Origin of the sequence: Taishania pollutisoli (genome assembly GCF_014518315.1) — a bacterium.
In the GTDB taxonomy this organism is placed as follows: Bacteria; Bacteroidota; Bacteroidia; order Flavobacteriales_D; family Crocinitomicaceae; genus Taishania; species Taishania pollutisoli.
The window spans coordinates 104,695-129,721 of record NZ_JACVEL010000001.1; the positions used below are offsets into that span (position 1 = coordinate 104,695).

Sequence of the window (25,027 nt, forward strand, 5' to 3'; positions counted from 1 at the left end):
ATTTTCAATAAAATTACACAAAAGAGTCTAACGTGTCATTCGATTTTTCTTCTTCTCTCAAATATTTTTTCTCGGCCCAAAATGTTCCAAAAGGAAGAAGTGATGAAATCAGAAGAATCAGCGTCTTTGTTTTATTCCATTTCAACTGCCCGGCAGCGATTACAACCAACAGACAAAAAGCAACAAACAAAACGCCATGTGCCATCCCTACAATTTTGTTCGGCCAGGCAATTTCCCACATGTACTTCAGTGGCATCGTCAACGCGAAAGCGAGGTAGGAAATTCCTTCTGCAATCGCGGTAATTCTTACTAATTTCAACATAATCACTAATTTTTAATGTTCTCCTGGTTTCAGTACCCGTTGCGATACTTTGCCGATTGTCAATCCTTGTACAAAAATAGAGAAAACCACAACAAAATAAGTCATTTCCAATATCAGTTCTTTGTATTCGGGCTCATTTACAGAAAGTGCCAGAGCAATGGAAACGCCTCCACGGAGTCCTCCCCATACAAGCATTTTCAGCGTCCCCCTCGAAAGCCGGGGATTAAACGGCACGACAATCGAAGGAATCCAAATGGAAATAAAACGCGCAAATAAGACAATGAAGATTGCCAGAATTGAGATTTCCCAATACGATTCAAAATCTTTGATGATCAACAATTCCAGCCCGATGAACAGGAATAGGATCGCATTCAGTATCTCATCGATCAGCTCCCAGAACTTCGATAAATATTCTTTTGTGATATCAGACATTGCCGTCTTCTTTCCGTAATTACCGATAAACAACCCGGCGGCCACCATTGCCAGCGGACCTGAAATATGAAACGAGTGCGCAATCAGGTACCCTCCCATTACTACAGAAAGAGTAATCAAAACCGAAACAATGTAATCGTCAATCGCCTTGATTGCTTTGGAAGCAGAATATCCGAGCAACACTCCCAATGACAATCCTCCGAAAATTTCTTTCGCCAGCAACAATGTTGTTTTTCCCAGGTTGACTTCCATCCCCGGTGATTGAGTCAGTTGGAAAATAACCACGAAAAGGACAACGGCTACTCCATCGTTAAACAGGGATTCTCCCGTTACTTTTGTTTCCAATGACTTGCTTACCTTCGCTTTCTTGAGAATTCCCAGCACAGCAATCGGATCGGTGGGAGAAATCAGGGAACCGAATAATAAACAATACAGGAACGGCAGTTCAATGTCAAAGAATGGGGTAACGTAATAGAGTACAAAGCCAATTACAAACGTAGAAATAATGACACTGATCGTTGAAAAGATCAAGACAGGAAGTCGCTGCTCCCGCAAATCCGCAAAACGAACATGAATTGCTCCTGCAAATAAAAGGAAATTCAACATTCCTCCCATCAGGATTTCTGTAAAATCGACACCACTAATCAGTGTTGTGAGGTCTTCCGTAATTTCGGGAAACATATATATTCCGGCAATGCGTGCAAAAATAGACACGACGATTGCGATGAACATGATTCCAATGGTAGAGGGTAGTTTCAAAAACCGGAGGTTCAGATAGGCAAAAACAGAAGCTAAGACAATGAGGATTGAAAGTGAGTAATATAATTCCATTGTTACATCTAATTTAGAAGGTATGTGTCATTTTTAACTATTGCATTTTTGCAAAAATGCCAAGAATCCGACGTTTTTGAAAGAAAAAATCGTTTTTTTAACCTTTTCTTGCAAATTAACGCAGCACTTCCGGAACTGACCGGTAGTTAAACACAAATCCTTTTCCACTGATCTTCTCATTGCTTGCTTTTGCTCCGCAGACAACCATTTCAGCCATGTCACCCAGTACCATTTTCAATACAAAAGCGGGGATGTTGGGTAACCACAATTTTTTATTCAGTGATGCTGCTATGTATGTCGTCAACTCTTTGTTGCTGACATTCCCGGCATTGGTATTATACGTTCCTTCCAATTCGTTTACAATTGCAAATTCAATCAGCCGCACCAGGTCCGTACTATGCACCCAGGGAATTTGTTGCTTTCCTGTCGCCAGTGGTGCTCCTATTCCCATCTTTACGGGAGCACTCATTTTTTGGAGTGCTCCATATTCTTTTTCAAATACGACTGCAATCCGCAACTTTGTCACCCGGCAGGTGGAAGCAAATAAATCGGCAGCCTGTTCCCACTCGTTCACCAGTTGACTGAGAAAATCATTTCCATACGGGTCTGATTCCGGATGCTCCCGCTTTCCATCATCAAAACCGTATGCGGTGATCCCGGAAGCTGTTATGTACTGCTCCAGATTCGGAAACGACTGGCACAATTCATATAATAACCGGGTTGTCTGCACCCTGGAATCGACCAGCAGTTGTTTTTGTTTGCGCGTCCACCGTTTCGCATTCAGGTTTTCTCCGCACAAGTTGATCAAGACCTGTGTATCGGAGCAATGTTCTGCATCTATCTGCTGTTCTGCAGGATTCCAGAATACATGATGCTCTTTTACCGGTTTCCGGGTGAGGATTTTCACTTCGTATCCCTGAGCCACCAGGTAATTCTCCAGCTTCTGACCGATAAATCCCGTCCCTCCGGCAATCACTACTTTCTTCATACGTCTATCCCGATTAAAAACGGCAAGATACAAAAAACGGTAATCTGCTCTACAAATTTATTACACTGCCGGAACCCGCGTGCATGATAGCAGCGACATCCTCCGGACACTTCCGGAGATACAGCGGATAGCATGAGAACACGCCCTGCATAAAGGAAATAAGTTCCCTACGGGAAGTACTGCCAAAAAAAAGTTGCTTTCCCGTCACTGTTTCGGTTCTTTGTTTAGCTTTGTAAAAAACAAATAAACTGATTATGTTAGAATTTTCCAGCCGTTTGAATAATATGGAGGAATCGGCTACACTTGCCATGTCAAGATTGAGCCGCGAGTTGAAAGCTCAGGGGAAGGATATTATTTCGTTGAGTTTAGGAGAACCCGATTTTCACACCCCTCAATTTATAAAAGATGCGGCAGTAAAAGCCATGAACGATAATTTCACGACGTATACCCCTGTTCCGGGATATGACGATTTGAGAGAAAGTATTTCAAAAAAGTTCAAGCGGGATAACGGGTTGAACTATTCCAAGACGCAGATTGTTGTTTCCACGGGAGCAAAACAGTCGTTGGCCAATGTGATTCTGAGTCTTGTGGACGAAGGAGATGAAGTGATCATCCCGGCACCTTACTGGGTTTCTTACATCGAAATTGTAAAACTTGCAGGGGGAATACCTGTTGTGGTTGAGGCAACGATTGAAAGTGATTTCAAAGTCACCGACAAACAATTAGAAAGTGCGATCACTCCGAAAACAAAGATGATGATCTTCTCCACTCCGTGTAATCCTTCCGGATCTGTATACAGCAGAGAGGAACTGAAAAAATTAGCACACGTAATTGAACAGCACCCGGATCTCGTTGTTATCGCAGACGAGATCTACGAACATATTAATTTTGTAGGGAAACATGAAAGCCTTGCACAGTTTGATGCGATCTACAACCAGGTGGTCACAGTAAACGGTGTATCCAAAGCATGGGCGATGACCGGATGGCGAATCGGGTACATCGGAGCACCACAGGCAATTGCAGACGCATGTACCAAAATGCAGGGGCAATTTACTTCCGGAACCTGTTCCATTGCGCAGAAAGCAGCAATTGCCGCAGTAGATGCCGATCCTGCTATTTTAAAAGACATGATTGCTGCATTTCGCGGTAGAAGAGACCTTGTATTGGAAAAGTTGCGGGCAATTGAAGGCGTGAAAGTGAATGTTCCGGAAGGTGCTTTCTATGTCTTCCCGGACATTTCTTCTTTTTACGGAAAATCATACAACGGAACGACTATCCGTAATGCTTCCGACTTGTGTATGTTCCTGTTAAATGACGCATTGGTAGCATTGGTTTCAGGGGATGCCTTCGGAGACGATAACTGCATCCGGATTTCGTATGCGACGTCGGAAGAAGTATTGACAGAAGCATTAAAACGGGTTAAAACTTCGTTGGAAAAATTAGGCTAATGATGATGGACGAGTTATTTGAACAATTTAACCAGTTGAAAGTCGCTGTTGTAGGTGATGTGATGATTGACGCTTACCTCATGGGAAAAGTGAATCGCATCAGTCCCGAAGCACCTGTACCTGTGGTGAGTCTGACCAAACACGAAGAGCGCCTGGGAGGAGCCGCAAATGTGGCACTAAACCTGGTGGCACTTGGGGCAACACCGATCATGTGCTCGTGTGTGGGGAAGGACAAGGACGGGAAATTACTGATCAACTTACTCCAACAAGCGAACATCTCGGATGAAGGAATTGTATTCAGCGACAACCGCATGACAACTGTCAAAACACGGGTATTGGGTAATAGCCAACACCTGCTGCGTATCGATGCAGAACAAACAGATGCTATTTCACACGATGAAGAAACCGCACTGATCAACCGGGTTAAATCACTCCTTGACCAGCACATTGACATCCTGATCTTTGAAGATTACAACAAGGGAGTACTCACCAAACGGGTCATCTCCGAACTGATTGCTGCGGCAAAAGAAAAGAATACATTGACCGCTGTGGATCCGAAAAAAGAAAACTTTCTCGAATACAAAGGGGTTACGTTGTTCAAACCGAATTTAAAAGAACTGATTGAAGGTACAAATGTCGCGTTTTCGTTCCGGGATCAGCCGGAAAAATTACAGGAGGCCATCTCCATACTGCAAGAACAGCTTGGCAATGAGATTTCGTTTGTGACACTTTCTGAGCATGGTGTTTTCATCAGCAACGAGTCAGAAGCACATCACATACCTGCACACGTACGCAACATTGCCGATGTAAGCGGAGCCGGTGATACCGTCATCTCTGTAGCTGCACTATGCCTGGCATCGGGCGCATCCATCCGGCAGGTCGCCGCGATTGCAAACATAGCAGGAGGACTGGTTTGTGAAGAAAGTGGTGTGGTCTCCGTTGATAAGAAAAAATTGTTGAGTGAGGCAAAAAAATTGATTGCGGAATAAGCACCTGTAATGAATAAAAACCTTGTCCGGACGAATGTTTTTTAAGCACAGAGTAACTTTTTTCATGACATTGTTAAAAAATTTCTCTATTAATCAAAAAATAATTACTTTAGTCGCCAACTTGTTTTCAAAAACATGATATTTTTGCGTATAATTGCACCTAAAATGAACACTTTTATGAAGGGAAGACTACTAATTATCTCGGCTCTTTCTCTTGTTGTGACAGGCAATATGTTTGCACAGCAGGACAAACTTATTACTCACTTCATCTACGATAAGATGAGTGTCAATCCTGGTGCGACAGGGTTTGACAAAGATATTTGTGCGACCTTACTGTACCGGAATCAATGGGACAAGGTAAACGGAGCACCGAATTCAGCTGTTTTTAACATTGAAGCGAATATGAACCGATGGTTTCCCGGAGGTTTGGGATTGTCATTTTACCATGATGCGATCGGATTCAACAGACAGAACAACTTGTTACTGAATTATTCCTATCCGTTGGAATTGGGGAATGCAGGTACATTAGGGATTGGTGTTGGTGTCGGTATGATCAATTTCGGACAAAACCCGACGTGGGTGCCTCCGACAACACAGACAGACTTAACGCTTCCTGTAGGATTCAACGCTACAAACCTGGATCTGAACTTTGGATTGTACTTCAGAGGAAATTCAGACTGGTATGCTGGAATCTCTTCTACGCACCTGAGTCAGTCGATTCTGAGAAAGAACATCAGTATGATTGACTATTCATACCAAACGAAACGCCATTACTACATTATGGGGGGTAAAACGTTCCGAAACATCGGGAATGGTGACATCGACCTGCAGGCATTGGTTCGTACAGAGTTCACGAAATTATCTGCAGACATCAACGCACGTTATATCTGGAATAACTTGTTATACGGAGGAATTACATACAGAACAATTGACGCAGTTGGGATCATGGTCGGATGGTATCCGATTCAAAACCTGACAATCGGTTATTCGTATGACATCACAACAAATAAATTGGCGGGTATTTCACGCGGATCGCATGAAATCGCTGTAAGATATTGTTACAAACTTCCACCGGTGCCGATTCAAACATCGCGTCACCCAAGATGGTTGTAATAATTTTTTTAACAAATATTGTAACCTTTTCCGGGTAGAGCCGTTACATCAAAAATGATATTGATCCTGTAGTACGTTAATTTTTGATTCGGCAAACAATAAAACGAGGTAGAATGAAAAAACTTTTGTTAATTGGTTTAGTGGGTGCCTTCCTGGCTTCTTGTAGTTCAAGAACAGGTCACCTCACAGGTACATTAGGAAGACCTGTATACCATCCTGAGATTCCTCTGGGAATGGTATACATCAAAGCCGGTTCTTACCAAATGGGTGAGAATGACGGAGATGTACCGTTTTTGCATCAAACACGTGCAAAAACTGTTTCCATCCAGGCCTTCTATATGGATCAGACGGAAATTTCAAACAATGAGTACCGCCAGTTTGTCGATTGGGTACGTGACTCTATTGCAAGAGAAAAGATATACCTTTCTGAGCTGGTGGAAGACGAAGAGGCGTCCCGATTCATCAATTATTCTGATTTGTACTTTGATGAAGGTGCGTTGGAATATGTTGACTTCGAGCCATCCGACAGAGAGCTAAACAGAAGTATCTTCAACCTGAACTGGGACAGAAGATTCAGCTATGATGATCCGGAAATCGTTCCGATCTTAGCTGATATGTACTATCCGCAGCCACAACGTTTTTACAAGCGTCGGGAGTTTGATACACGAAAACTGATGTTCCGGTACTATTGGATTGACCTGGTTGAAGCAGCAAAAAGAGGACGTATTGATATCGTTCAGGACGGATACGACTATCAGCGAATCAAACAAGCTGACAATCACCGTATGCTGAATACAGGACCACACCCGTTCACACAAGAACCACAAGGACAGGATCTGGATATGGGTGGATTCAACAAAAAAGGACAAAATAACGCGATTCGCGGACATGAAAACCGTCAACGTTTTATCATCGATGAAGTCATCAACGTTTATCCGGACACATTGTGTTGGGTACGGGACTTTACATACTCGTTCCACGACCCGATGACCAATATGTACTTCTGGCACCCTGCTTATGACAACTACCCTGTGGTAGGTGTTACATGGCAACAGGCAAAAGCATTCTCTGTATGGAGATCCCAATTATTGAACAACTGGTTGTCGGAAATGGGAGAATTATTTGTAAACGATTTCCGTTTACCAACAGAAGCTGAATGGGAAAGAGCTGCAAGAGGTGACTTGAATATGTCTCAATACCCTTGGGGTGGTCCGTATATCCGTAATGAATCAGGATGTTTCCTTGGAAACTTTAAACCAATGAGAGGTCGTTACTTCGAAGACGGAGGATTCCACACGGTAAAAGTGTTTTCGTACAACCCGAATGGATTTGGTCTGTACTGTATGGCAGGAAACGTTTCAGAATGGTGTGAAACAGCATATGACGAATCAATGTATGAATTCTCACATGACCTGAATACGGAGTACCGTTATGATGCAATGGACTGGGATCCACCATCAATGAAACGAAAAATTACACGCGGAGGTTCATGGAAAGATGTAGGTTATTATATCAGAACTGCAACTCGTAGCTACGAGTACCAAGATACTGCCAAGTCGTTCTTAGGATTCCGAAATGTGGCAACGCACTTAGGAAGAGGTGGTTCAGACTTCTCGAAAGAGGGTGGCGAAGAAATTCGAAGCGATATAAACCTTCGCTAAGAATAAGCAAAACAATCTAAAATTATATTTAAAAACCAAAAAAAACTAGAAGAACTATGAAACCAGGAAGTAAAGCATGGAAAAATTTTATGGCGAAGTTGTACGGTATCGGTGCAGCAGTCGTAATTGTGGGAGCCTTATTTAAAATTCAGCACTGGCCGGGAGCGGGTATCATGCTTACGGTGGGATTATTAACAGAAGCGATCATCTTTATCTTCTCAGCTTTTGAACCGATCCACGAAGATCCGAACTGGGAGTTGGTATACCCTGAATTGGCATTGGGCCATTCTGATGACTTGGATCACGATGCATTGCCAGCAGCAAAAGGCGGGCGTAACGTAGGTGGTTCAGGTGTTACTGACCAATTGGATAAATTACTGGAAGAAGCTAAAATTGACAGCGAACTGATCGGAAGATTGGGTGACGGAATGCGCAGATTGGGTGATAATGCAGCTCAATTGACAAGCGTTACTACAGCAGCAGCGGCAACAGATTCTTATGTAAACAGCTTACAGGCTGCTTCACAAAAAGTGTCTTCTTTGTCTGAAGCGTACGAGCGTGCTTCCGTATCCATCTCAGGATTGACTTCTACAACACAGGAAGGTGAATCATTCGGAGAGCAAATGCAAAAAGTATCCAAGAATCTGGCTGCATTGAACAACGTATACGAATTACAATTGAAAGGTTCTACTCAGCACCTGGAAGCAACTGAGAAATTCCAGTCTCAGGTGACAGATATGCTGCAAAACTTGTCTGCTTCTGTCGAAGATACAAGATTGTACAAAGAGAACATGGCTTTGTTGTCTAAAAACTTAACCGATTTGAATACCGTTTACGGTAACATGTTAAAAGCAATGACAATCACGAAGTAATTTGTTACTTATTGATTTGAATGCATTAAATTATTGTAAACCAATAAAATTTATTTAACATGGCAGGAGGAAAAGAAACCCCAAGACAGAAAATGATCGGGATGATGTACCTGGTACTAACGGCAATGCTCGCATTGAACGTATCAAAAGACATCCTGAGAGCTTTCGTCGCTATTGAGGAAAACATTCAGAAAGCAAACCTTGTTCAGGTAGACCGTGGGGACGGATTTATCAAAGATGTTCGCTCTGAGTTGGCAACGTCAAAGGGAGACGAAAACAAAGCAAAAAGAGAAAAACTGGAGGCTGTTTTGAAGCAAATGGATGCGATCGATAAAGAAACAGCTACCATTATCAAGTTCATTGACGATTTGAAACTGGAGATCTTAAATGTTGCAGGAGAACAAACGAAAACAACAAAAGATCAGGATCCATTGACAATTGTTTGGCAAAAAGGTGACGGTATCAGACCAATGCGTTTAAACCTGGATGCAGTAAGTGCTCAGGATAAATACGATGAACCAATGTTGGTATTGGGAATCAACGAAGACTTAAAAAATCCGAAAGGAAAAGGTGCTGAGTTGTGGAAACGATACAATGATTACCGCGCGAAGATTGTTGAATTGACAGGGACTTACAAATTAGGTGAAAATAGTTTTGTAGTGAAAACAACACCAATCAACGAGTTCAAAGACAACAAAGATTTGCAGAAAAAAGTGGAGAAAATGATTGACGGAAACAAGCAGGCAAACCTGAAAGAAGACCGTCCGGCGTTGATCGACTTGTACGCAATGATGACGAAACCTGAGCGTGTTGACATCAAAGATGTAAAAGGATTGCATTGGGTAGGAGCAACGTTTGATCACTCTCCTTTGGTAGCAGGAATTGCTTCTTTGTCTTCTATGCAACAGGACATCTTGTCTGCTCGCGCATTGGCGTTGAATACATGGAAAAGCCGTGTAACGACAGGTGAGTACAGCTTTAACAAAATTGCACCTTTAGCATACGGTCAACCGATTGCGAATACAGGTGACTCTGTATACTTGCAAGTAATGATGGCTGCATTTGATTCGGATAACCAACCAACGGTAGTTATTACGGAAGGAGCAGAAGGAGCAAGTGTAAAATACCCAGGAAACGGTCAAGGTGTTGTCGGATTCAAAGTTGGTGGTGGTGCTGAGCAAATCGTAAAAGGTACAGTTGCTATCAAAAACAAATCCGGTGTCGAAAAGAAAGAGAACTGGGAATACAAGGTTACAATTATGAAACCTTCCGGAGCAATCTCTTTACCTGAATTGAATGTATTGTACAGAAGCTACGATAACAAAGTTGAAGCAGTTGCTTCCGGGTTTGATCAAACTGTATTAACTGGTTCAGTTCCACTTTCTAAATCAGGAAACCTGTGGATTGCAAAACCGACAGGATCAGGAAAAGAAGCAACATTGACAGTATCCGGTAAAAATACCGTAACAGGAAAAACGCAACAGTTGTTAACTCAAAAATTCCGTGTTTCCAACTTGCCGGATCCTGAATTATACTGGGGAGCTGCGAAAAACGGAGACAAAGGTCAGCGTACAGAAACAAAATTATTTGCGAAGTACGGTCCTGAAATTCCATTGAACGCACAGTTTAGAATTGTAAGCTGGGAAGTTCAGATTCCTGGTGCACAGGGAGCTCCGCCGAAAGGTACAGGAGGTGTGTTGGATGGGACTGCATCAAACCTGATTAAACAAGCGAAACCGGGAATGCAGGTATCATTCATCTGTACGGTTGTTGGTCCTGACGGAATCCAACGTAAGCGTGCAGGAGCATTTAAAGTTTAAAACTGAATAAAAAGTAAAAATATGAAGAGTCTAATTGTTAATACAGCGGCGATCTTTGCATTGGGTTTTTCCTATGCACAGATTGAAGATGCCGGACCTGTAAATAACCCGGCAGACGGGATTATTGACGGGGTTGTTCTGAAAGAACATGTTCCGACAAAACGCATGATTCCGTATGAGTTTGTGCGTGAAGCAGATGTGATGTGGATGAAGCGCGTGTGGCAGACAATAGACCTTCGCGAACGAATGAATCACACGCTCTATTATCCCCATGACGAAATTACTCCTGCAGGAGAATGGGTGAAGCATGGTGAACGATGGAGTTTGTGGACCATTATCAGGCATAACATTATTAACGGGAAATTGACTGTTTTCCTTCCTTACAACCCAAACAATATGTTTAGTGAGTGGGATGGTGACCAGTTGAAATACCCACTCTATCCGCAACAGGGGTTAACCTACTTCACCGATTCCGTATACCGTGAAAAGCTGGTATACTGCCTGGGGAAAATGGGGCCTCAAAGTGATGTTCCGGAAGTAGATGAGTATGGGGATCCGATTATTATTACATTGCCTGATGGAACGGAATCATTCAAATATCCACCGGCTGATACACTTTGGTACACGTCTAAAGACATCATTCAATACCGCATCAAGGAAGAATGGTTCTTTGACAAGGAGCGATCCGTTCTGGATCAACGAATTCTTGCACTGGCACCGGTAGTTTACCAAAAAGGTATCGATGCGCAAGGAAACGAAAGTATCAGCGGAACAATGGAATTATTCTGGTTGTACTTCCCACACTGTCGATTTGTATTTAATAATTATTTTTCATACAACGACAAGAACGATGCACAATGGATGAGCTTCGATGACCTGTTCTGGAAAAGAAGATTTACGTCTTTCATTTACAAAGAAAGCAACGGATTTGACAGAAAGATCGAGACTTATCGAAGTGGTGTTGATGCACTCAGAGAATCAGAGCGAATCAAAGAGGAAATCAGGACATTTGAGCACGACGTTTGGGATTATTAATCTGAAGATAAAATGTACGAAAGAGCCTTGTTTTACAGGGCTCTTTTTTTGTCTATGAACCGGTTATGAGATTATTTTTTTTTTAATCGGAAATAACATATATTTGAAAAAAACAAAGTAGATGAATTTATACATTGTTCCACATGACTTAACAGAGGTTGGAAACAGCGCACTGAGGCACGCTTTACATCTCTGTAACAAAGTAGAAGCAGAAATCAGGATCCTTCACCTGGTTGCCAATAAAAATGAAATCAATTCCGCTTCGCTGAAAATCGATAAGATGATTGAATCATTAGAAATTCCTGAAAAAGCAACAATCACCACACAAGTACAACCTGGATCCATTTTCGAAGATATCGGAAGAATTGCAACCAAAGCAGCCGCTCAGTTGATCATTATGGGGACACACGGTCAGCACGGATTTCAGAAACTGTTCAGAAGTCACGCCATCCAGGTCATTACCAGCTGTGACATTCCTTTCCTGATTGTTCAGAAAACGACTCCGACAAAAGATCTACGAAATATCGTTGTGCCGATCGACCTGACAAAAGAAAGTCTGCAAATTGTCAATCTTGCAGGTGATGTGGCCAATATATACGGAGCAGAAGTACACGTGATCGGAAACAAGCAAAATGATGAATTGCTGAATCAGCAGATGAAAAACAGGATTCAGATCGTAAAAAAGCAATACGAAGAACGAAATGTTCCTTCTAAAGTGGAATTTTTAAAAGACGGAGGGTCGTATTCGAAAAAGGTCATCGAGTACAGTAAAAAGAATGACGTAGATTTGATTGCAATTGCTTACCATTCTGAAAGCTTATTGCCGCAATTTGATAAATTTGCACAAAATTTAATTACAAACAGTGAATTATTGCCGTGTCTGGTACTCAATTCAAAACAAGCATCGGCACTGTATTTTTAATATGAAAACCGGAGATTACAACAACCTTCAGATACTTCGTTTTACAAGTGTAGGAGCGTATTTAGGAGATGACCAGGACAATGATGTATTATTGCCCAACAAATACCTGACAGATGATATGCAGGTGGGAGATGAAGTAAAAGTATTTCTCTACCGGGATTCCGAAGACCGGTTGGTCGCAACCACTGAACATCCTTTAGTAAAACCGGGGGAATTTGCGTTCCTGCGAATAAAAGAAGTCAATTTTTATGGTGCCTTTGCCGATTGGGGACTGGAAAAGGACCTGATGATTCCTTTCAAAGAACAGCACATCACACTAAATGAAAATGCCTATTACCTGACGGCACTGAAGTACGACGAGGCAACAGACCGCCTCTATGGAACAACCAAAGTCAATAAACTATTTACTCCATGCAGCGATGAATCGTTAATTGGAAATGTACTTCCGATCCTGGTTGGTGATCAAACAGATTTAGGTGTCAAGGTAATCGTTGATCAACAATACCTGGGCATGGTTTACCATTCGGATATGCCCTCACATCTTCGCAGAGGCGATTATACGGAAGGTTACATCTACAACATCCGCGAGGATGGAAAAGTCGATGTACGCATCGGAAAACCGGGCTACCAGCGAATAGATGACAATGCCGATAAATTGATGACAATTCTGAAGCGATTAGGAAAAATCAACATTACCGATAAAAGCACCCCGGAAAAAGTAATGGAAACCGTTGGTATGAGTAAAAAAGTCTTCAAACAAGCTGTCGGAAAACTCTACAAAGAGAAGTTGATTGAACTGAAAGAAGACGCCATTACCTGGATCGGATAAGCACCATCCGTTTTTAATAAAATCGTAAAGTAATACATTTGTAAAAACAATATTTTTTTAGTAGTTTAGCCGGACAACCTTTTTCCGACTAAATATGAAGTACATATTTACTACTAACGTATTGCTATACCTGTTGCTCATGAATTTCTGTTCATTCGGGCAGATTACCCTGATCTCAAGTTCGCTTTCCAACAACTTAACCGCTTGTCTCAACGATGCGACATATACTGTTACAATCAATAATTTATCTCCGTACAATCTTTCAAATATCCAGGTAGGCTTACATTTACCTGAAGGAATCAACTATGTTTCGTCAAGCGTTACAGGCGGAGCCGAAAATATAGTCACAGGTGTCGATACGCTCCGGTTTACAATGGCCAATATCCCTTCTTTGTCACAGGTAACTTTTTCTGTTGTTATCAATGCCGGATGCATGCAGAGTTATACAGCTAAAAAAAACACCTTCAAAATGAGTTATACCGGGGATAACGGCATCGGAGGAATTATCAATGCAACAGACACGCATGAAAGTAATTTATATACAATCAGTGTGCCCGATCTTTCATTGGTATCAATGACCAATCAATCCTATTCCGGAAATGTAGGAGATATCTTCACACGTTGCATTACGATTACCAACGGAGGAAATGGTTCACTGGCTCAATTTGAACTGGAGCACAACCACGGAAGCGGATTGGTCATCCAAACCTCATCTCCCGGTACAAGTACTCCTTTTCTGAATGGAACAATTCACCTGTTAAGTGCCAGTGATTTTGCAACAATCGGAAACGGGAACGGAACCTTTGATCCCGGAGAATCCATTACCATTTGTGAAACAATTGAAATCATCAGCTGTTCAAATGCGCAATCCGTATACAATTACCGGTGGGGATGTAACAACACTGTCTGTCAGCAATTATCTGACGCGGCCAATGTCGTATTCGAATCCGAAACACCCAATCTGGTCTTTACTCCATGGAACAGTTTCACCAACAATACGACAAACGGACTCGGCACCAATTGTTATGGAAACAACGGCAACGGAGATTTTCCATCCTCACTGACAATCGTGAACAACGGAACGGGAGATGCAATCAATACCCTCATAGATGTAGGAGGAGCCTTTTCTTCTCATACAGGGTGGATATATACCAATTACTACAGTTCTATCAATATCGCTTCACTCACCATCGAAATCAACGGAGGAGGACAACAAGCAATTGTCCCCGTAAGTACGGCAAACGGACAATCAAGGCCCTGCTTACCTGCCAGTCCTAAAAACGGATTTGTCCTGAATATTCCTCTGATCGAACCGGGAGATATTGTTGTCATTCGCTGGAATCATTTTACCTGTTGCATTGATTACTGTGAAAATGCGACACGCAAGCATTTACTACACTGGCGATTCAGAGGGAGTTATACCAACAGGTGCGGGATTAATTATGACATTCCTCAATCCAACTCACTTCCGAACTCCGGCGGTTCGTATTACTACCGGAATCAACTTTCTGCTGACGTAGTTCCGGGAACCATGATCAATGGTGAAACCTCTACTGTTACTTTCATGGCTGTCAATTCCGAATTCAACCTCCCGAGATCCAGCAATCACCGGTTCAAATACCGGTTAATTCTCCCTGACGGATGTCTGAATGTCAACACAAACTCGCTTGTCATTCGCAATCACCTGGGAGTCGTACAGGGACATGTTCCAACCGTAGAACTCACCGGGGATACCGTCGATTTTGTATTTACAAGTATTCCGATGGGGACACAATGGACCATCAGTTTTGACTTATCCGTTGATTGTGCATCGTGTCCGGTAGAAGGGTTAAAGACCATCCAGTTTCAAACCTTATACGCCCCGAATATCAATTGCTCGTGCTGGCAAATGATGGGCTGTGTGAGTGCAAATATAGATGTACTTTGTCCTCCTGTCTGTGAAGGTGCTAATTTAGTCGAAAAACGTGTCCGGCGTATCAACTTAGGACTTCCTGACAATGACAACAACGGATTGCCGGACAATGGCCCGCACAACATGAACCAGGTACGTACCGATCGTATGATGCACGGGGATACCTTAGAAGTTTACAACAAGAGTTTTATTCACAACCCGAACAACATGGCTTACAGATCCATTGTCTTAAATCACCGGATGATGAATCACGGACAACGCATGACATACAGCCATAGTATTGTCCGCATTTACAAAGCAGCTTCTAATACGTATTTCACAAGTACCGCTCAAAACATCAATACCAATATAACAACTACAGGGACAACACGCAGCTGGAGGAATGGGTTCAATATTCAGACGCTTCCTTCCCTGGGAATGGGAACCGGAAGTTTACTGGAAACGGGGGACTCTGTAATTGTTCTTTCTTACTATGTAAATACGGTGAATAACAACACCAATTACCTGGATGTAGTCAACACCGAATCCAGTATGTTTGCTACTTCAACAGCTGCTTTTCAAAACGCACCGACCAATGAGTTATTCGGATGTAATACATTAAATAAAGAATTTACATTGATTGGTTGGTATTACACCAATTCCGGTGAAAATTCATTGACTACCGACAATTGCAATGAAATTGTACTGACTCAGAATTATTACCTGAGTATTGGTCCGTGTTGTAACAATTACAACGGAGGAAATTTATTCCCGTTCGAATACCGGCATTGGTCTGCTCCGGGAAATATGTTTGTAGAACTCCCGGACGACTACGAATTTATCAGTGCCAGCTTTAATTTTGCCGCTACCGGGGGGACATTGGTGACCCGTCCCGACAATGTGAATTATTTCCCGATCGCTCCTGTTTCTGTTGCCGGGAATATCTATGAATTTGACCTGTATCCGTTTTTTGGTGACCAATCGAGTGGTAATCCGATCATTTTCGGGGATGACGGATTCAACGGCAATATCCGTGTTCGTATGCGGCCGACCTGCAATGTAGAAAACGGAACAAGTAACACCCGTTACCGTTGGAATTACATCCCCGTCTCACAATTAAACCCGACCAATTATGCGACTACCGGATGGCTCACAACCGATCCGGTAACCTACAACGGCCCGATTCTCAGTATGCAATCCAACATTTTGATGGTGAATTCTCAATCAGGTCAGGAGACATGGGACTTATTTTTCCAGAATACGTCCTTCTCGTCAGCAGCTTCCAATTTCTGGATCGGTGTTCCTTCAAACGGTGGAATCACTGCGGACAGTATTCTGAATTTAGCTACAAATACCTGGTATTATCCCAATGCCAATGGAATATTCGCTCTGGTAGATCTTCCTGCAAACAGTTCTGTAACATACCGGCTTTTTACCACTATGACAAGCTGCCAATCAGCGAGTATTGTGGTATCGAGCGGTTGGGGATGCTCCGGGGTTCCGGTAACTGTGGCAGATTATGAATGTGAGCCGTTGGAATTGACATTAACAATCAACCCGCTGACACCTTCTTTTGAAGCGCAAATTGCATTACTAAGCAATGGAGTCAATGAATTGTGTGATGAATTAGACTTCGAAATTACCGTTCGCAACTACCAACTGGGATATGGATTCAACATGCTGACCGATATTCAGTTGCCCTACGGACTGGAATATGTCACAGGCTCCGGAAATTTGTTTTACCAGGGAACAACAACTCCTCTACCCGATCCCGGCCTGGTATCCGGCACGACCTTTCAGTGGGATTTATCAACAACCAATCTTTCTGACAATGGTTTGATCGGAATTGTAGATTCGGTAAACAATAAATATACGATTCGTTTCAAAGCCCGACCACTTTGTGGATTTAACTCCGGTCAACGTGTATTCGTCCGGGGGATCGGAGAATCTTTTTGTGGCTCTGTGCATCAGTCAGAATTGAATTATTCAGCGCCCATTTACCTCAACAATATGACGGCACCATATACAACCGACATAGCTATCGGCATTGATTTCATTACTCCATGCGGTCCGAACAATGAAACAACATTAACTGTTCACAACCTTGGGAATGACCCGTTCGGAGCTACTGATACACTCAATTTTGTACTCCCTGCCGGGTTGACATACACTCCCAATTCTTTTGTTCCTATTCACAATGCCTCCATTGCTCAAACAGAACCGATTGTTGTGAATTCAGGCGCTCAGATTACCTTAAAATGGCCGTTGATGCCCGGAGTCGCAATGGGTGATTCCATGGTATTTGAAGTGAATCTGAATCCTTCTCCGATTGATCTCCCATGTGTTGTTACCGAATTGCGTGCGTTTACCACCGTTTTACTTTCAGCAACGTGTTCCATTGACGGAAATATATGCTCTGCCGGATTAATTACCGGTGAAAATGTGAAACCTATTTACATCTATAAAACAGATCTGGATGAAAACAATGCCGTCGCAAATGTACATCTGAACCCCGATGGGTCGGAAACACTTTCCGGTTCTTTTTCACTCTATAACCAGGGGGCTTCATTGAGCAGCAGCTATTCGTTAGTCTATGAAATCCTGCACGATGTCAACGGAGATGGCATCTACAGTGCCGGGGATACGGTTGTATGGACGGAAACTGTTTCTGCAACTATTCCGGGAGGGGCTTCTGAAACATTTACGTTTTCGAATATTCCTGTCAACGAATTTTGCGGCGGAAGTATCCGGCTATCGTTGGTCAACAATGCCTGCTTCTGTTCAGACAATATTTTTACATTCAACCTGACCACTTCAGCAACTAATTTTGCTGATACGATCTGTTCGCAGGATACAGTCATGATTTCCTATCCCGATCTTCACAATTACAGCTATTCGTGGTCACCGACAGCTGGATTATCCGACGGAACAATTCCACAGCCATTATTTACAGGAATTAATGCTGGTAATCCTCCGGTTTCTCACACATTTATCAGAACCGTTGATAAGGGAATTTGTCAACATATTGATACCAGTGTAATTGTCATCCGGCCACTTCCAGGAGCTGAAATCCTCCTGAACGATACACTTCTCTGTGAGTCAGGGAATGATCTGTCCGTTCCACTTCATGCCTACAACAGTTTTGCTGATTACACACTCAATTATTCTGTTGACGGGGTGATGCAAACAACAACGTTTACAGATACGTTTTTCCACACTCTTCCTGTTTCAGCTGCTGGAGACTATTTCATCCAACTAAATTCAGTTACAGACGGAAGCCCGAATGCTTGTTCTTCACTTGTTGATGATTCAGTATTGATAACGGTCAACCCTTTACCTGTGGCACAAGTATACGGAGATACAACAGTTTGTATGAATACAACCGGAATTCAATTAACATTTGAAGGCTCCAACGCAACAGCAGAATACGTATTCGACTATGTGTTCGGGGGAGATACATTCCAGGTAACCACCACAAATGGAATTGCCCAGGTAACTGTACCTACAGATCAGGATGGTTCTTTCAGCTATGAGACCATACACATTACCGAATCCAGTGCCGCACAATGTACAGCTGTTCCGGGATTGGAAAATACCGTCGTTGTTTTACCATTACCACACGCAGAAATTACAGCAGATACGCTCGTTTGTCAAGATGATCCGGGCGTCGCACTTGCCATCACCGGTTCCAATTCGACTGCTCCGTATATATTTACATATACCGTAAACGGAGTCCCTCAAACAGGTAGTGGAACTCCGGTGCTATCAATTTTGCAATCCACAACTGTTGCAGATACATTTTCCTATCACCTGACGGGGGTTACAGACGGTTCTATCCGCACTTGTAATACGATTCTTGATACAACAATTCGCGTTATTGTAAATCCATTGCCAAACGCACAGGTGATCGGGGACACATCTGTATGCCACCTCTCTCCTGCCCCTTCAGTGACATTTATCGGGGCAAACGGAACGAGCCCATACATTTTTACCTATACATACAACGGAGATACGTTACAAGTAACCGCCCCCGTTGATTCAGTACTCGTTTCAATTGCAACTGACTCAGTGGGAACCTATCCGATTGAATTATTATCCGTTATGGATTCCAGTCCTACCATGTGTATAAGCAACATATCATCTTCCGCAATCGTTGACGTGCGACCCAATCCGCTGGCAAGTATTGCATCCGGGACAATTGTTTGTCAAAATGATCCGGAACCAACCGTTGTATTTACAGGTTCCAACGCAACTCCGGGATATACATTTACTTATGCTGTAAACAGTATGGTTTCCACCATATCATCCACAGGAAATAGTACACAAATTACGATTCCCACAACAGTTGCTGATACATTTCATGTACAGTTGACCAATGTAACAGAATCCAGTATAAGCACATGTTCGACCGTTTATGACACCACGCTCTTAGTGATTGTAAATCCACTACCAACCCTTGCAATTACAGGTGATACAAGTGTCTGTGAATTGGATGATGAACCTGTTATTACGTTTACAGCCGGGAACGGTACCGCTCCTTATTGGGTTTATTTTACTTTAAACGGTACAGCGGATAGTTTACTCACAATAGGAAACGTTGCGGAATACCTTCTTCCGACAACAGTCCCGGGGACCTACACCTTTTTACTTACAGGAGTAAAAGACAGTAGCCCTACCACGTGTTATCAGTCAGCAAACGGAACCGTTACTGTTGAAGTCCGGGACCGACCGACCGCTGTCATTACTGGAAGTACCGAAATCTGTCAGGATTCCGATCCCGTTGACATCGTGATCGTCGGGAATGGAACAACCAATCCGTACACCTTTCACTATACGCTAAATGGTACTCCAATGACTGCTATAAGTGTTGGTGATAGTATCATTTTAACACAGCCGACCTCCGTAGCAGGAGATTTTGTCTATCACCTGACCGGAGTAACAGACAACACAGTCAACACCTGTTACCGGGAACTGGATGAAGAGATTCTGATTCGTATCAATGAATTACCGTATGCGATGATCAATGGAAATGCAACAATCTGTCTGAATACAACGCCTGCTCCTGTTTTATTTATCGGTGAAATGGGGACTCCCGGATATGTGTTCGACTATGAAATTCTTGAAACCTCAGAATCCCTGTCTGTGAGTAGCGGTAACGGGACAACTGTTACTGTTCCTTCGATCAACGGTCAACCGGGGACGTACACTTATGTACTAACGGGCGTAACGGATTCCAGTCCTACACAATGTCACCAGCAAATCTATGATACAGCTGTGATTGAAGTGATCGATCTTCCGGCTGCTACTATTACAGGTTTTTCACCGCTGTGTGAAGATGAGCCGGAACCGGAAATAATATTCACGGGTTCAAACGGAGGAAGTCCCTACACATTTGTTTATACATTGAACGGATCTTCGCATACCGTTACCACTTCCAATACCGATTCCATTGTAAGCGTTCTTCAACCAACCGATCAGCCGGGAACATTTACCTATACACTGACACAAGTAACGGAAGGAACGTATGGATGTACAGCAAATCTGAATGCTGTATTTACAGGTATTGTATATCCCAAACCAACGGCATCCTTTAGTTTTTCTCCGGATGAATTAATGACCTCAAACAGTGTTGTCTATTTTACCAATGTATCGACTGGCGCAACGAGTTACGACTGGGAATTTGGTGACGGAAGTTCATCTTCACAGGAACATCCTAATCATTTATACGAAGTAGAAGGTATTGAATCGTTTACGATATACCTGGTTGCTACCAGTGAATTCGGCTGTATTGACAGTACTTCCGCAACGATCAATGTGAAAGAAGAAGTGTTGATTTATGTTCCGAACACCTTCACTCCTGACGGCGATGTTCACAACAATACCTTCTTCCCGGTCATCACGCAAGGAATCGAGCTGCAAGATTACACAATGATCATTTATAACCGATGGGGAGAAAACATTTTTGAATCACATGATGTTGCAATCGGTTGGGACGGAACCTACAAAGGAAAGATGGTTCAATCGGGAACATATACGTACACCATTGAAATCAAACACATCGGGATCAGCACGCGGGAACGTATTGTCGGGCATGTGAATGTATTGAGGTGATGCTCATCACATCACCTCCTTGTTTGTTGGAAAATCCATGCTACGTCAAACCCGGTAACAAACGGCATTGATGTTCATTCCTGCGCCGACTGAAGCGAATAGAATGATGTCTCCTTCTGCGATTTTGTATCCGTTCATCTCTTCTCGTTTTACCATGCTCAGCAACGTTGGGATGGTAGCAACCGAACTGTTCCCCAATTTATGAATGTTCATCGGCATCAAATGTTCCGGCATTTCGGTACGGTCGTACAATTTGAATAGCTCGCGAACAATTGCTTCGTCCAGTTTTTCATTTGCCTGGTGAATAAAAATCTTTTTGACATCCTCAATCGACACCTGCGCTTTATCCAGGCAATCTTTCATTGCTTCAGGAACGTGTTTCAATGCATATTCATATACTTTCCGACCTTTCATTTTCACATAGCGAATGCGTGGATCGGATTCCGGAAAATTCGATTTACCCAGATTAAGATAAGTAACTTCATCTTCACAATGACTTTGAACGCTAAACGATAAAATTCCCGAGTCTGATGTATCGGATTCGACAAGTGTGGCACCGGCTCCATCTGCAAAGATCATGCTGTCCCGGTCATACGGATCCAGCACCCGACTCAAGGCTTCCGCACCAATCACCAGGCATTTCTTTGCCATTCCGCTCTGGATAAACGCATGTGCCTGAATGAGCCCCTGCAGCCATCCGGGGCAACCGAAAATCAAGTCGTACGCAACGCAATTTGGGTTTTGAATTCCGAGATTGTGTTTTACCCGGGAAGCAATGGAAGGAATCATATCACTCTGGATGGTGTGCTTGATGACATCACCGAAATTGTGCGCAACGATGATCTGGTCAATGGTTTCGCGATCACACCCCGCATCCAGGATTGCATCTTCGGCAGCGGCGGTTGCCATATCCGAACAATTCAGGTCAGAGGAAGCATAACGGCGTTCTTCTATTCCGGTAATGGATTCAAATTTGCGTGCAATGGTTTCCGGTTGTAAGTTGATTCTGTTCTGGTGTTCATCATAAAATTTGTGGATCATGAAATCACCATTGGTTTTAACCATAAACGGGATGTACCTCCCGACACCTGTAATTACACTTTTCATATTCAACGAAACAATTTGTTAATGAAACAATTACAGAAACCCGGGGTATTACTTGCCTTTTCGGTGAGGATGGGGGTACTTCTACAAAGATAACAACTATTCGTTTTTCTACGCTATTTTTTACCACAGGTGCACGGATTTCTATATTTATCGATTTGTTATCTTTAGAATTTCTCTGATTCTTAGCCCAGTAACTTCGAACAGTCTTTGACATCATCTTTCGAAGACTTTCTTAGCATTTTCAGAAGAAATTCCGGGTACTAAGCAGGTCTATTTTCCTCAAAATATTCGTAAAAATTGAACCACTGTTTTGGTGCTTTTTTTACCAGCTCTTCTAACCGTTGTACGTATCGTTCCGCTATTTCTTCCGGTGATTGTACGTCTTTTCCTCCGACAATGGGATCGGTGGAACTCAATGAAAAATGAAACCCTTCTTTGATGGCGTATACAAATGTGATCGGCACTTTAAATTTGTACGCCATCATGAACGGTCCGGCCGGAAATTGTGCTGTTCCGTTCAAAAACGGGAACGTAAATGTTTTTTGTCCCGGAATGGTTCTGTCGGCATGCAACGCGATCAATTCATTGCGTTTTAACGCCTGGTGAATTAAAATCAGGTGGGACATGTCCTCCTTCAACGGAATCAGGTTGTATTTTGCGACTTCCACGTTACTTTCCACAAATTGCTTGATCTTCTCAACCTCTGCATCCAGCATCAAAATGTTGATCGTAGATGTAATCCGTTCACCGATCAGGTTTCCTGCGTTCTCCCAATTTCCGACGTGCCCGGAAAACAAAAAACCTCCTTTTCCTGCTGCATGCATGTTCCGCAACACAATTTCATTGTCAAACGAATGGGTGTAGATGCGTTTACGGGGAGTTCTCAACGCAATGCGATCAATGATGATCTTTCCGAATTCATAAAAATTAGCTGCCGCATACCGCAGACTTTTTATCTTTGAAAAACCAAAACCAGTCTGGTAAAACTGTACCAATCCCTTTTTCTGTTTGCGTGCAAACAAAATAAAATAGCCGGAAACCCAGATGCAAAAGAAATACGAAATCCGTACCCCGAAAAAGCGGATACAGAAAATAAAAAAACGGTAACCCCAAAGAAAACCCTTCGTTTTACCGTCCCATTTTTTTTCCATGAAATCTTATGCTACAGCGATTTTCTGTTCAGCTAAATCGTAAAAATCATTGAATGTTACGATTGCTTTGAAATCGTCTGAAGTTGGTTTAAATCCTAAGTTTTCTTCAATTACAACGACCAGGTCAACATAATCTAAACTATCCAGATCCAGTGTGGAGTGGAGATTATTTTCAGGTAAAATAAGGCTTTCATCCACCTCGAACTCTTCGGACAGAAAACGCTTTGTTGTAGTAATTATTTCAGCTCTATTCATGACTGCAAATTAAGTCAATTTTTGGTTACTTTTTGAATTTTTTCACAATTATCGAAGAATTTGTCCCTCCGAATCCAAATGAGTTAGACAAGAAACAATCAATCTTATGTTCCTTATACTCAGGTATTACATTAATTTTCTTCGAATCTTCATCCGGATTTTCGAAGTTGATATTCGGTGCTACGAAGTCATTGTGCATCATCAACAAGGAATACGCAATTTCACTTGCTCCTGCCATCCAGCATTCGTGTCCGGTCATTCCTTTTGTGGAACTTACAGGTACTTTTCCTCCAAGCACTTCATAAATTGCCTGTGCTTCCGTTGCATCTCCGATTGGCGTAGATGTAGCGTGTGCATTGACATAATCGATTTCCGAGACATCCATTCCCGCATGTTTGATTGCCATGTTCAGGGAACGGAATTGTCCGTCAAAGTTCGGGTTGGAAATGTGATCTCCGTTGGAAGAGAATCCATATCCTACAATTTCTCCCAGGATAGGTGCGTTGCGTTGCAGAGCAGACTCCAAACTTTCAATAATGATTGTTGCAGCTCCTCCGGACGGAACTAAACCATCACGGTCTCTGTCAAACGGGCGGCTTGCTTTTGCCGGAGTATCCTGTCGGATGGAAAATGCTCCCAATCCGTCAAAACTTGCCATTGCGTACAGGTTAATTTCCTGTGCACCACCGCACACTACACGCTCCTGCAATCCTTGTTTGATCATCAGGTATCCCAATCCGATGGCATGTGATCCCGAAGCGCAGGCTGCAGAAAGTGAAATATTGATTCCTTTTAATTTATAAATGGTCGATAAATTCATGTTGACCGTGCAGTTCATATTCTGAAAGATGTCGCCGCTTCCGATCAATGTCGTATCTTTTCGCTCCCGTACTTTATCAATGGTATTGATTACTGCTCCGGCCGTTGAATCATTTCCGAAAATGATTCCTGTTTCATTATTTGCTAAAAAATCGATGTCCAGTTTTGCCTGTTCCATTGCTTCACGTGTAGACATGTAAGCAAACATCGCAGGTTCGTGCATTCCCAACCGATCTCTGCGGGACAAATACGGTTTTAAATCCGGCTCTTTGACGAATCCTGTCAGACAAGAACGGTACCCGAACTCTTTCCGGGATTCGTCGTAGATGATCCCACTTCTTCCCAGGCGCAGCGATTCCAGCACTTCATGTGTGTTTTCTCCTAAACACGAATACGTTCCAATACCGGTAATAACAACTCGACGTTCCATA

General features: G+C 42.8%; 17 protein-coding genes. 10 read left to right on the forward strand and 7 right to left on the reverse strand.

Annotated elements, in window-relative coordinates; all coding sequences use genetic code 11:
* Nucleotides 1–13: 13 nt before the first annotated feature.
* The 3 genes from H9Y05_RS00465 to H9Y05_RS00475 form a co-directional block, all read right to left on the reverse strand.
* Complete coding sequence (locus H9Y05_RS00465) at nucleotides 14–322, reverse strand: DUF3817 domain-containing protein (protein WP_163492817.1); 309 nt, start codon at nucleotides 320–322, stop codon at nucleotides 14–16.
* Nucleotides 323–334: 12 nt separating this feature from the next.
* Nucleotides 335–1,585: a cation:proton antiporter gene (locus tag H9Y05_RS00470; RefSeq protein WP_163492818.1), complete on the reverse strand. Its 1,251-nt coding sequence runs from the start codon at nucleotides 1,583–1,585 to the stop codon at nucleotides 335–337.
* A gap of 115 nt (nucleotides 1,586–1,700) precedes the next feature.
* On the reverse strand, nucleotides 1,701–2,573 hold the full coding sequence (locus H9Y05_RS00475; protein WP_163492819.1) for a TIGR01777 family oxidoreductase: 873 nt from the start codon (nucleotides 2,571–2,573) through the stop codon (nucleotides 1,701–1,703).
* A 254-nt stretch (nucleotides 2,574–2,827) separates the two neighbouring features.
* Here H9Y05_RS00475 and H9Y05_RS00480 point away from each other — a divergent pair, with 254 nt between their 5' ends.
* The 10 genes from H9Y05_RS00480 (at nucleotide 2,828) to H9Y05_RS00525 (ending at nucleotide 21,264) form a co-directional block, all read left to right on the forward strand.
* Nucleotides 2,828–4,021, forward strand: a complete 1,194-nt coding sequence (locus H9Y05_RS00480; protein ID WP_216713205.1) for a pyridoxal phosphate-dependent aminotransferase — start codon at nucleotides 2,828–2,830, stop codon at nucleotides 4,019–4,021.
* Nucleotides 4,021–5,010, forward strand: a complete 990-nt coding sequence (locus H9Y05_RS00485) for a bifunctional heptose 7-phosphate kinase/heptose 1-phosphate adenyltransferase (protein WP_163492821.1) — start codon at nucleotides 4,021–4,023, stop codon at nucleotides 5,008–5,010. Before H9Y05_RS00480 ends, H9Y05_RS00485 begins: the two co-directional genes overlap by 1 nt.
* A gap of 177 nt (nucleotides 5,011–5,187) precedes the next feature.
* The gene (locus H9Y05_RS00490; protein WP_163492822.1) at nucleotides 5,188–6,123 is read left to right on the forward strand and encodes a PorP/SprF family type IX secretion system membrane protein; all 936 of its coding nucleotides are present in this window, start codon (nucleotides 5,188–5,190) and stop codon (nucleotides 6,121–6,123) included.
* Nucleotides 6,124–6,236: 113 nt separating this feature from the next.
* Entirely contained in the window at nucleotides 6,237–7,784 is a 1,548-nt protein-coding gene (gene porK / locus H9Y05_RS00495) for a T9SS ring complex lipoprotein PorK/GldK (RefSeq protein ID WP_163492823.1), read from the forward strand.
* A 56-nt stretch (nucleotides 7,785–7,840) separates the two neighbouring features.
* On the forward strand, nucleotides 7,841–8,656 hold the full coding sequence (gene porL, locus H9Y05_RS00500; protein ID WP_216713206.1) for a type IX secretion system motor protein PorL/GldL: 816 nt from the start codon (nucleotides 7,841–7,843) through the stop codon (nucleotides 8,654–8,656).
* A gap of 59 nt (nucleotides 8,657–8,715) precedes the next feature.
* Nucleotides 8,716–10,476 (forward strand): type IX secretion system motor protein PorM/GldM, encoded by a 1,761-nt coding sequence (gene porM, locus H9Y05_RS00505; RefSeq protein ID WP_216713207.1) that lies wholly within the window; start codon nucleotides 8,716–8,718, stop codon nucleotides 10,474–10,476.
* Between the two features lie 21 nt (nucleotides 10,477–10,497).
* Complete coding sequence (gene porN / locus H9Y05_RS00510) at nucleotides 10,498–11,511, forward strand: type IX secretion system ring subunit PorN/GldN (protein WP_216713208.1); 1,014 nt, start codon at nucleotides 10,498–10,500, stop codon at nucleotides 11,509–11,511.
* 121 nt (nucleotides 11,512–11,632) lie between these two features.
* Nucleotides 11,633–12,433 (forward strand): universal stress protein, encoded by an 801-nt coding sequence (locus H9Y05_RS00515; RefSeq protein WP_216713209.1) that lies wholly within the window; start codon nucleotides 11,633–11,635, stop codon nucleotides 12,431–12,433.
* A gap of 1 nt (nucleotide 12,434) precedes the next feature.
* The gene (locus H9Y05_RS00520; RefSeq protein ID WP_163492828.1) at nucleotides 12,435–13,262 is read left to right on the forward strand and encodes a CvfB family protein; all 828 of its coding nucleotides are present in this window, start codon (nucleotides 12,435–12,437) and stop codon (nucleotides 13,260–13,262) included.
* Between the two features lie 94 nt (nucleotides 13,263–13,356).
* A complete protein-coding gene (locus tag H9Y05_RS00525) occupies nucleotides 13,357–21,264 on the forward strand; it encodes a T9SS type B sorting domain-containing protein (protein ID WP_216713210.1) in 7,908 nt (2,635 codons plus the stop codon).
* Nucleotides 21,265–21,309: 45 nt separating this feature from the next.
* Here the strand turns inward: H9Y05_RS00525 and H9Y05_RS00530 are convergent, their stop codons facing one another.
* The 4 genes from H9Y05_RS00530 to H9Y05_RS00545 form a co-directional block, all read right to left on the reverse strand.
* Nucleotides 21,310–22,371 carry a 3-oxoacyl-ACP synthase III family protein gene (locus tag H9Y05_RS00530; protein ID WP_216713211.1) on the reverse strand — a complete coding sequence of 354 codons (1,062 nt, stop codon included), beginning with the start codon at nucleotides 22,369–22,371 and terminating at the stop codon, nucleotides 21,310–21,312.
* Between the two features lie 260 nt (nucleotides 22,372–22,631).
* Nucleotides 22,632–23,522 carry an LpxL/LpxP family acyltransferase gene (locus H9Y05_RS00535; protein WP_216713212.1) on the reverse strand — a complete coding sequence of 297 codons (891 nt, stop codon included), beginning with the start codon at nucleotides 23,520–23,522 and terminating at the stop codon, nucleotides 22,632–22,634.
* A 6-nt stretch (nucleotides 23,523–23,528) separates the two neighbouring features.
* Nucleotides 23,529–23,777, reverse strand: coding sequence for a phosphopantetheine-binding protein (locus H9Y05_RS00540; RefSeq protein WP_163492832.1), 249 nt, complete (start codon nucleotides 23,775–23,777; stop codon nucleotides 23,529–23,531).
* Nucleotides 23,778–23,802: 25 nt separating this feature from the next.
* Entirely contained in the window at nucleotides 23,803–25,026 is a 1,224-nt protein-coding gene (locus H9Y05_RS00545) for a beta-ketoacyl-[acyl-carrier-protein] synthase family protein (RefSeq protein ID WP_216713213.1), read from the reverse strand.
* Nucleotide 25,027: the final 1 nt, after the last annotated feature.

Excerpts from the sequence above, each read along its gene's own strand:
- porL (WP_216713206.1), top strand. The coding sequence starts at position 7,841 with ATGAAACCAGGAAGTAAAGCATGGAAAAATTTTATGGCGAAGTTGTAC.
- H9Y05_RS00485 (WP_163492821.1), top strand. The coding sequence starts at position 4,021 with ATGATGATGGACGAGTTATTTGAACAATTTAACCAGTTGAAAGTCGCT.
- H9Y05_RS00465 (WP_163492817.1), bottom strand. The coding sequence starts at position 322 with ATGTTGAAATTAGTAAGAATTACCGCGATTGCAGAAGGAATTTCCTAC.
- H9Y05_RS00540 (WP_163492832.1), bottom strand. The coding sequence starts at position 23,777 with ATGAATAGAGCTGAAATAATTACTACAACAAAGCGTTTTCTGTCCGAA.
- H9Y05_RS00530 (WP_216713211.1), bottom strand. The coding sequence starts at position 22,371 with ATGAAAAGTGTAATTACAGGTGTCGGGAGGTACATCCCGTTTATGGTT.
- porM (WP_216713207.1), top strand. The coding sequence starts at position 8,716 with ATGGCAGGAGGAAAAGAAACCCCAAGACAGAAAATGATCGGGATGATG.
- H9Y05_RS00475 (WP_163492819.1), bottom strand. The coding sequence starts at position 2,573 with ATGAAGAAAGTAGTGATTGCCGGAGGGACGGGATTTATCGGTCAGAAG.
- H9Y05_RS00545 (WP_216713213.1), bottom strand. The coding sequence starts at position 25,026 with ATGGAACGTCGAGTTGTTATTACCGGTATTGGAACGTATTCGTGTTTA.
- H9Y05_RS00490 (WP_163492822.1), top strand. The coding sequence starts at position 5,188 with ATGAAGGGAAGACTACTAATTATCTCGGCTCTTTCTCTTGTTGTGACA.
- H9Y05_RS00520 (WP_163492828.1), top strand. The coding sequence starts at position 12,435 with ATGAAAACCGGAGATTACAACAACCTTCAGATACTTCGTTTTACAAGT.
- H9Y05_RS00470 (WP_163492818.1), bottom strand. The coding sequence starts at position 1,585 with ATGGAATTATATTACTCACTTTCAATCCTCATTGTCTTAGCTTCTGTT.
- porN (WP_216713208.1), top strand. The coding sequence starts at position 10,498 with ATGAAGAGTCTAATTGTTAATACAGCGGCGATCTTTGCATTGGGTTTT.
- H9Y05_RS00480 (WP_216713205.1), top strand. The coding sequence starts at position 2,828 with ATGTTAGAATTTTCCAGCCGTTTGAATAATATGGAGGAATCGGCTACA.
- H9Y05_RS00525 (WP_216713210.1), top strand. The coding sequence starts at position 13,357 with ATGAAGTACATATTTACTACTAACGTATTGCTATACCTGTTGCTCATG.
- H9Y05_RS00535 (WP_216713212.1), bottom strand. The coding sequence starts at position 23,522 with ATGGAAAAAAAATGGGACGGTAAAACGAAGGGTTTTCTTTGGGGTTAC.
- H9Y05_RS00515 (WP_216713209.1), top strand. The coding sequence starts at position 11,633 with ATGAATTTATACATTGTTCCACATGACTTAACAGAGGTTGGAAACAGC.
- porK (WP_163492823.1), top strand. The coding sequence starts at position 6,237 with ATGAAAAAACTTTTGTTAATTGGTTTAGTGGGTGCCTTCCTGGCTTCT.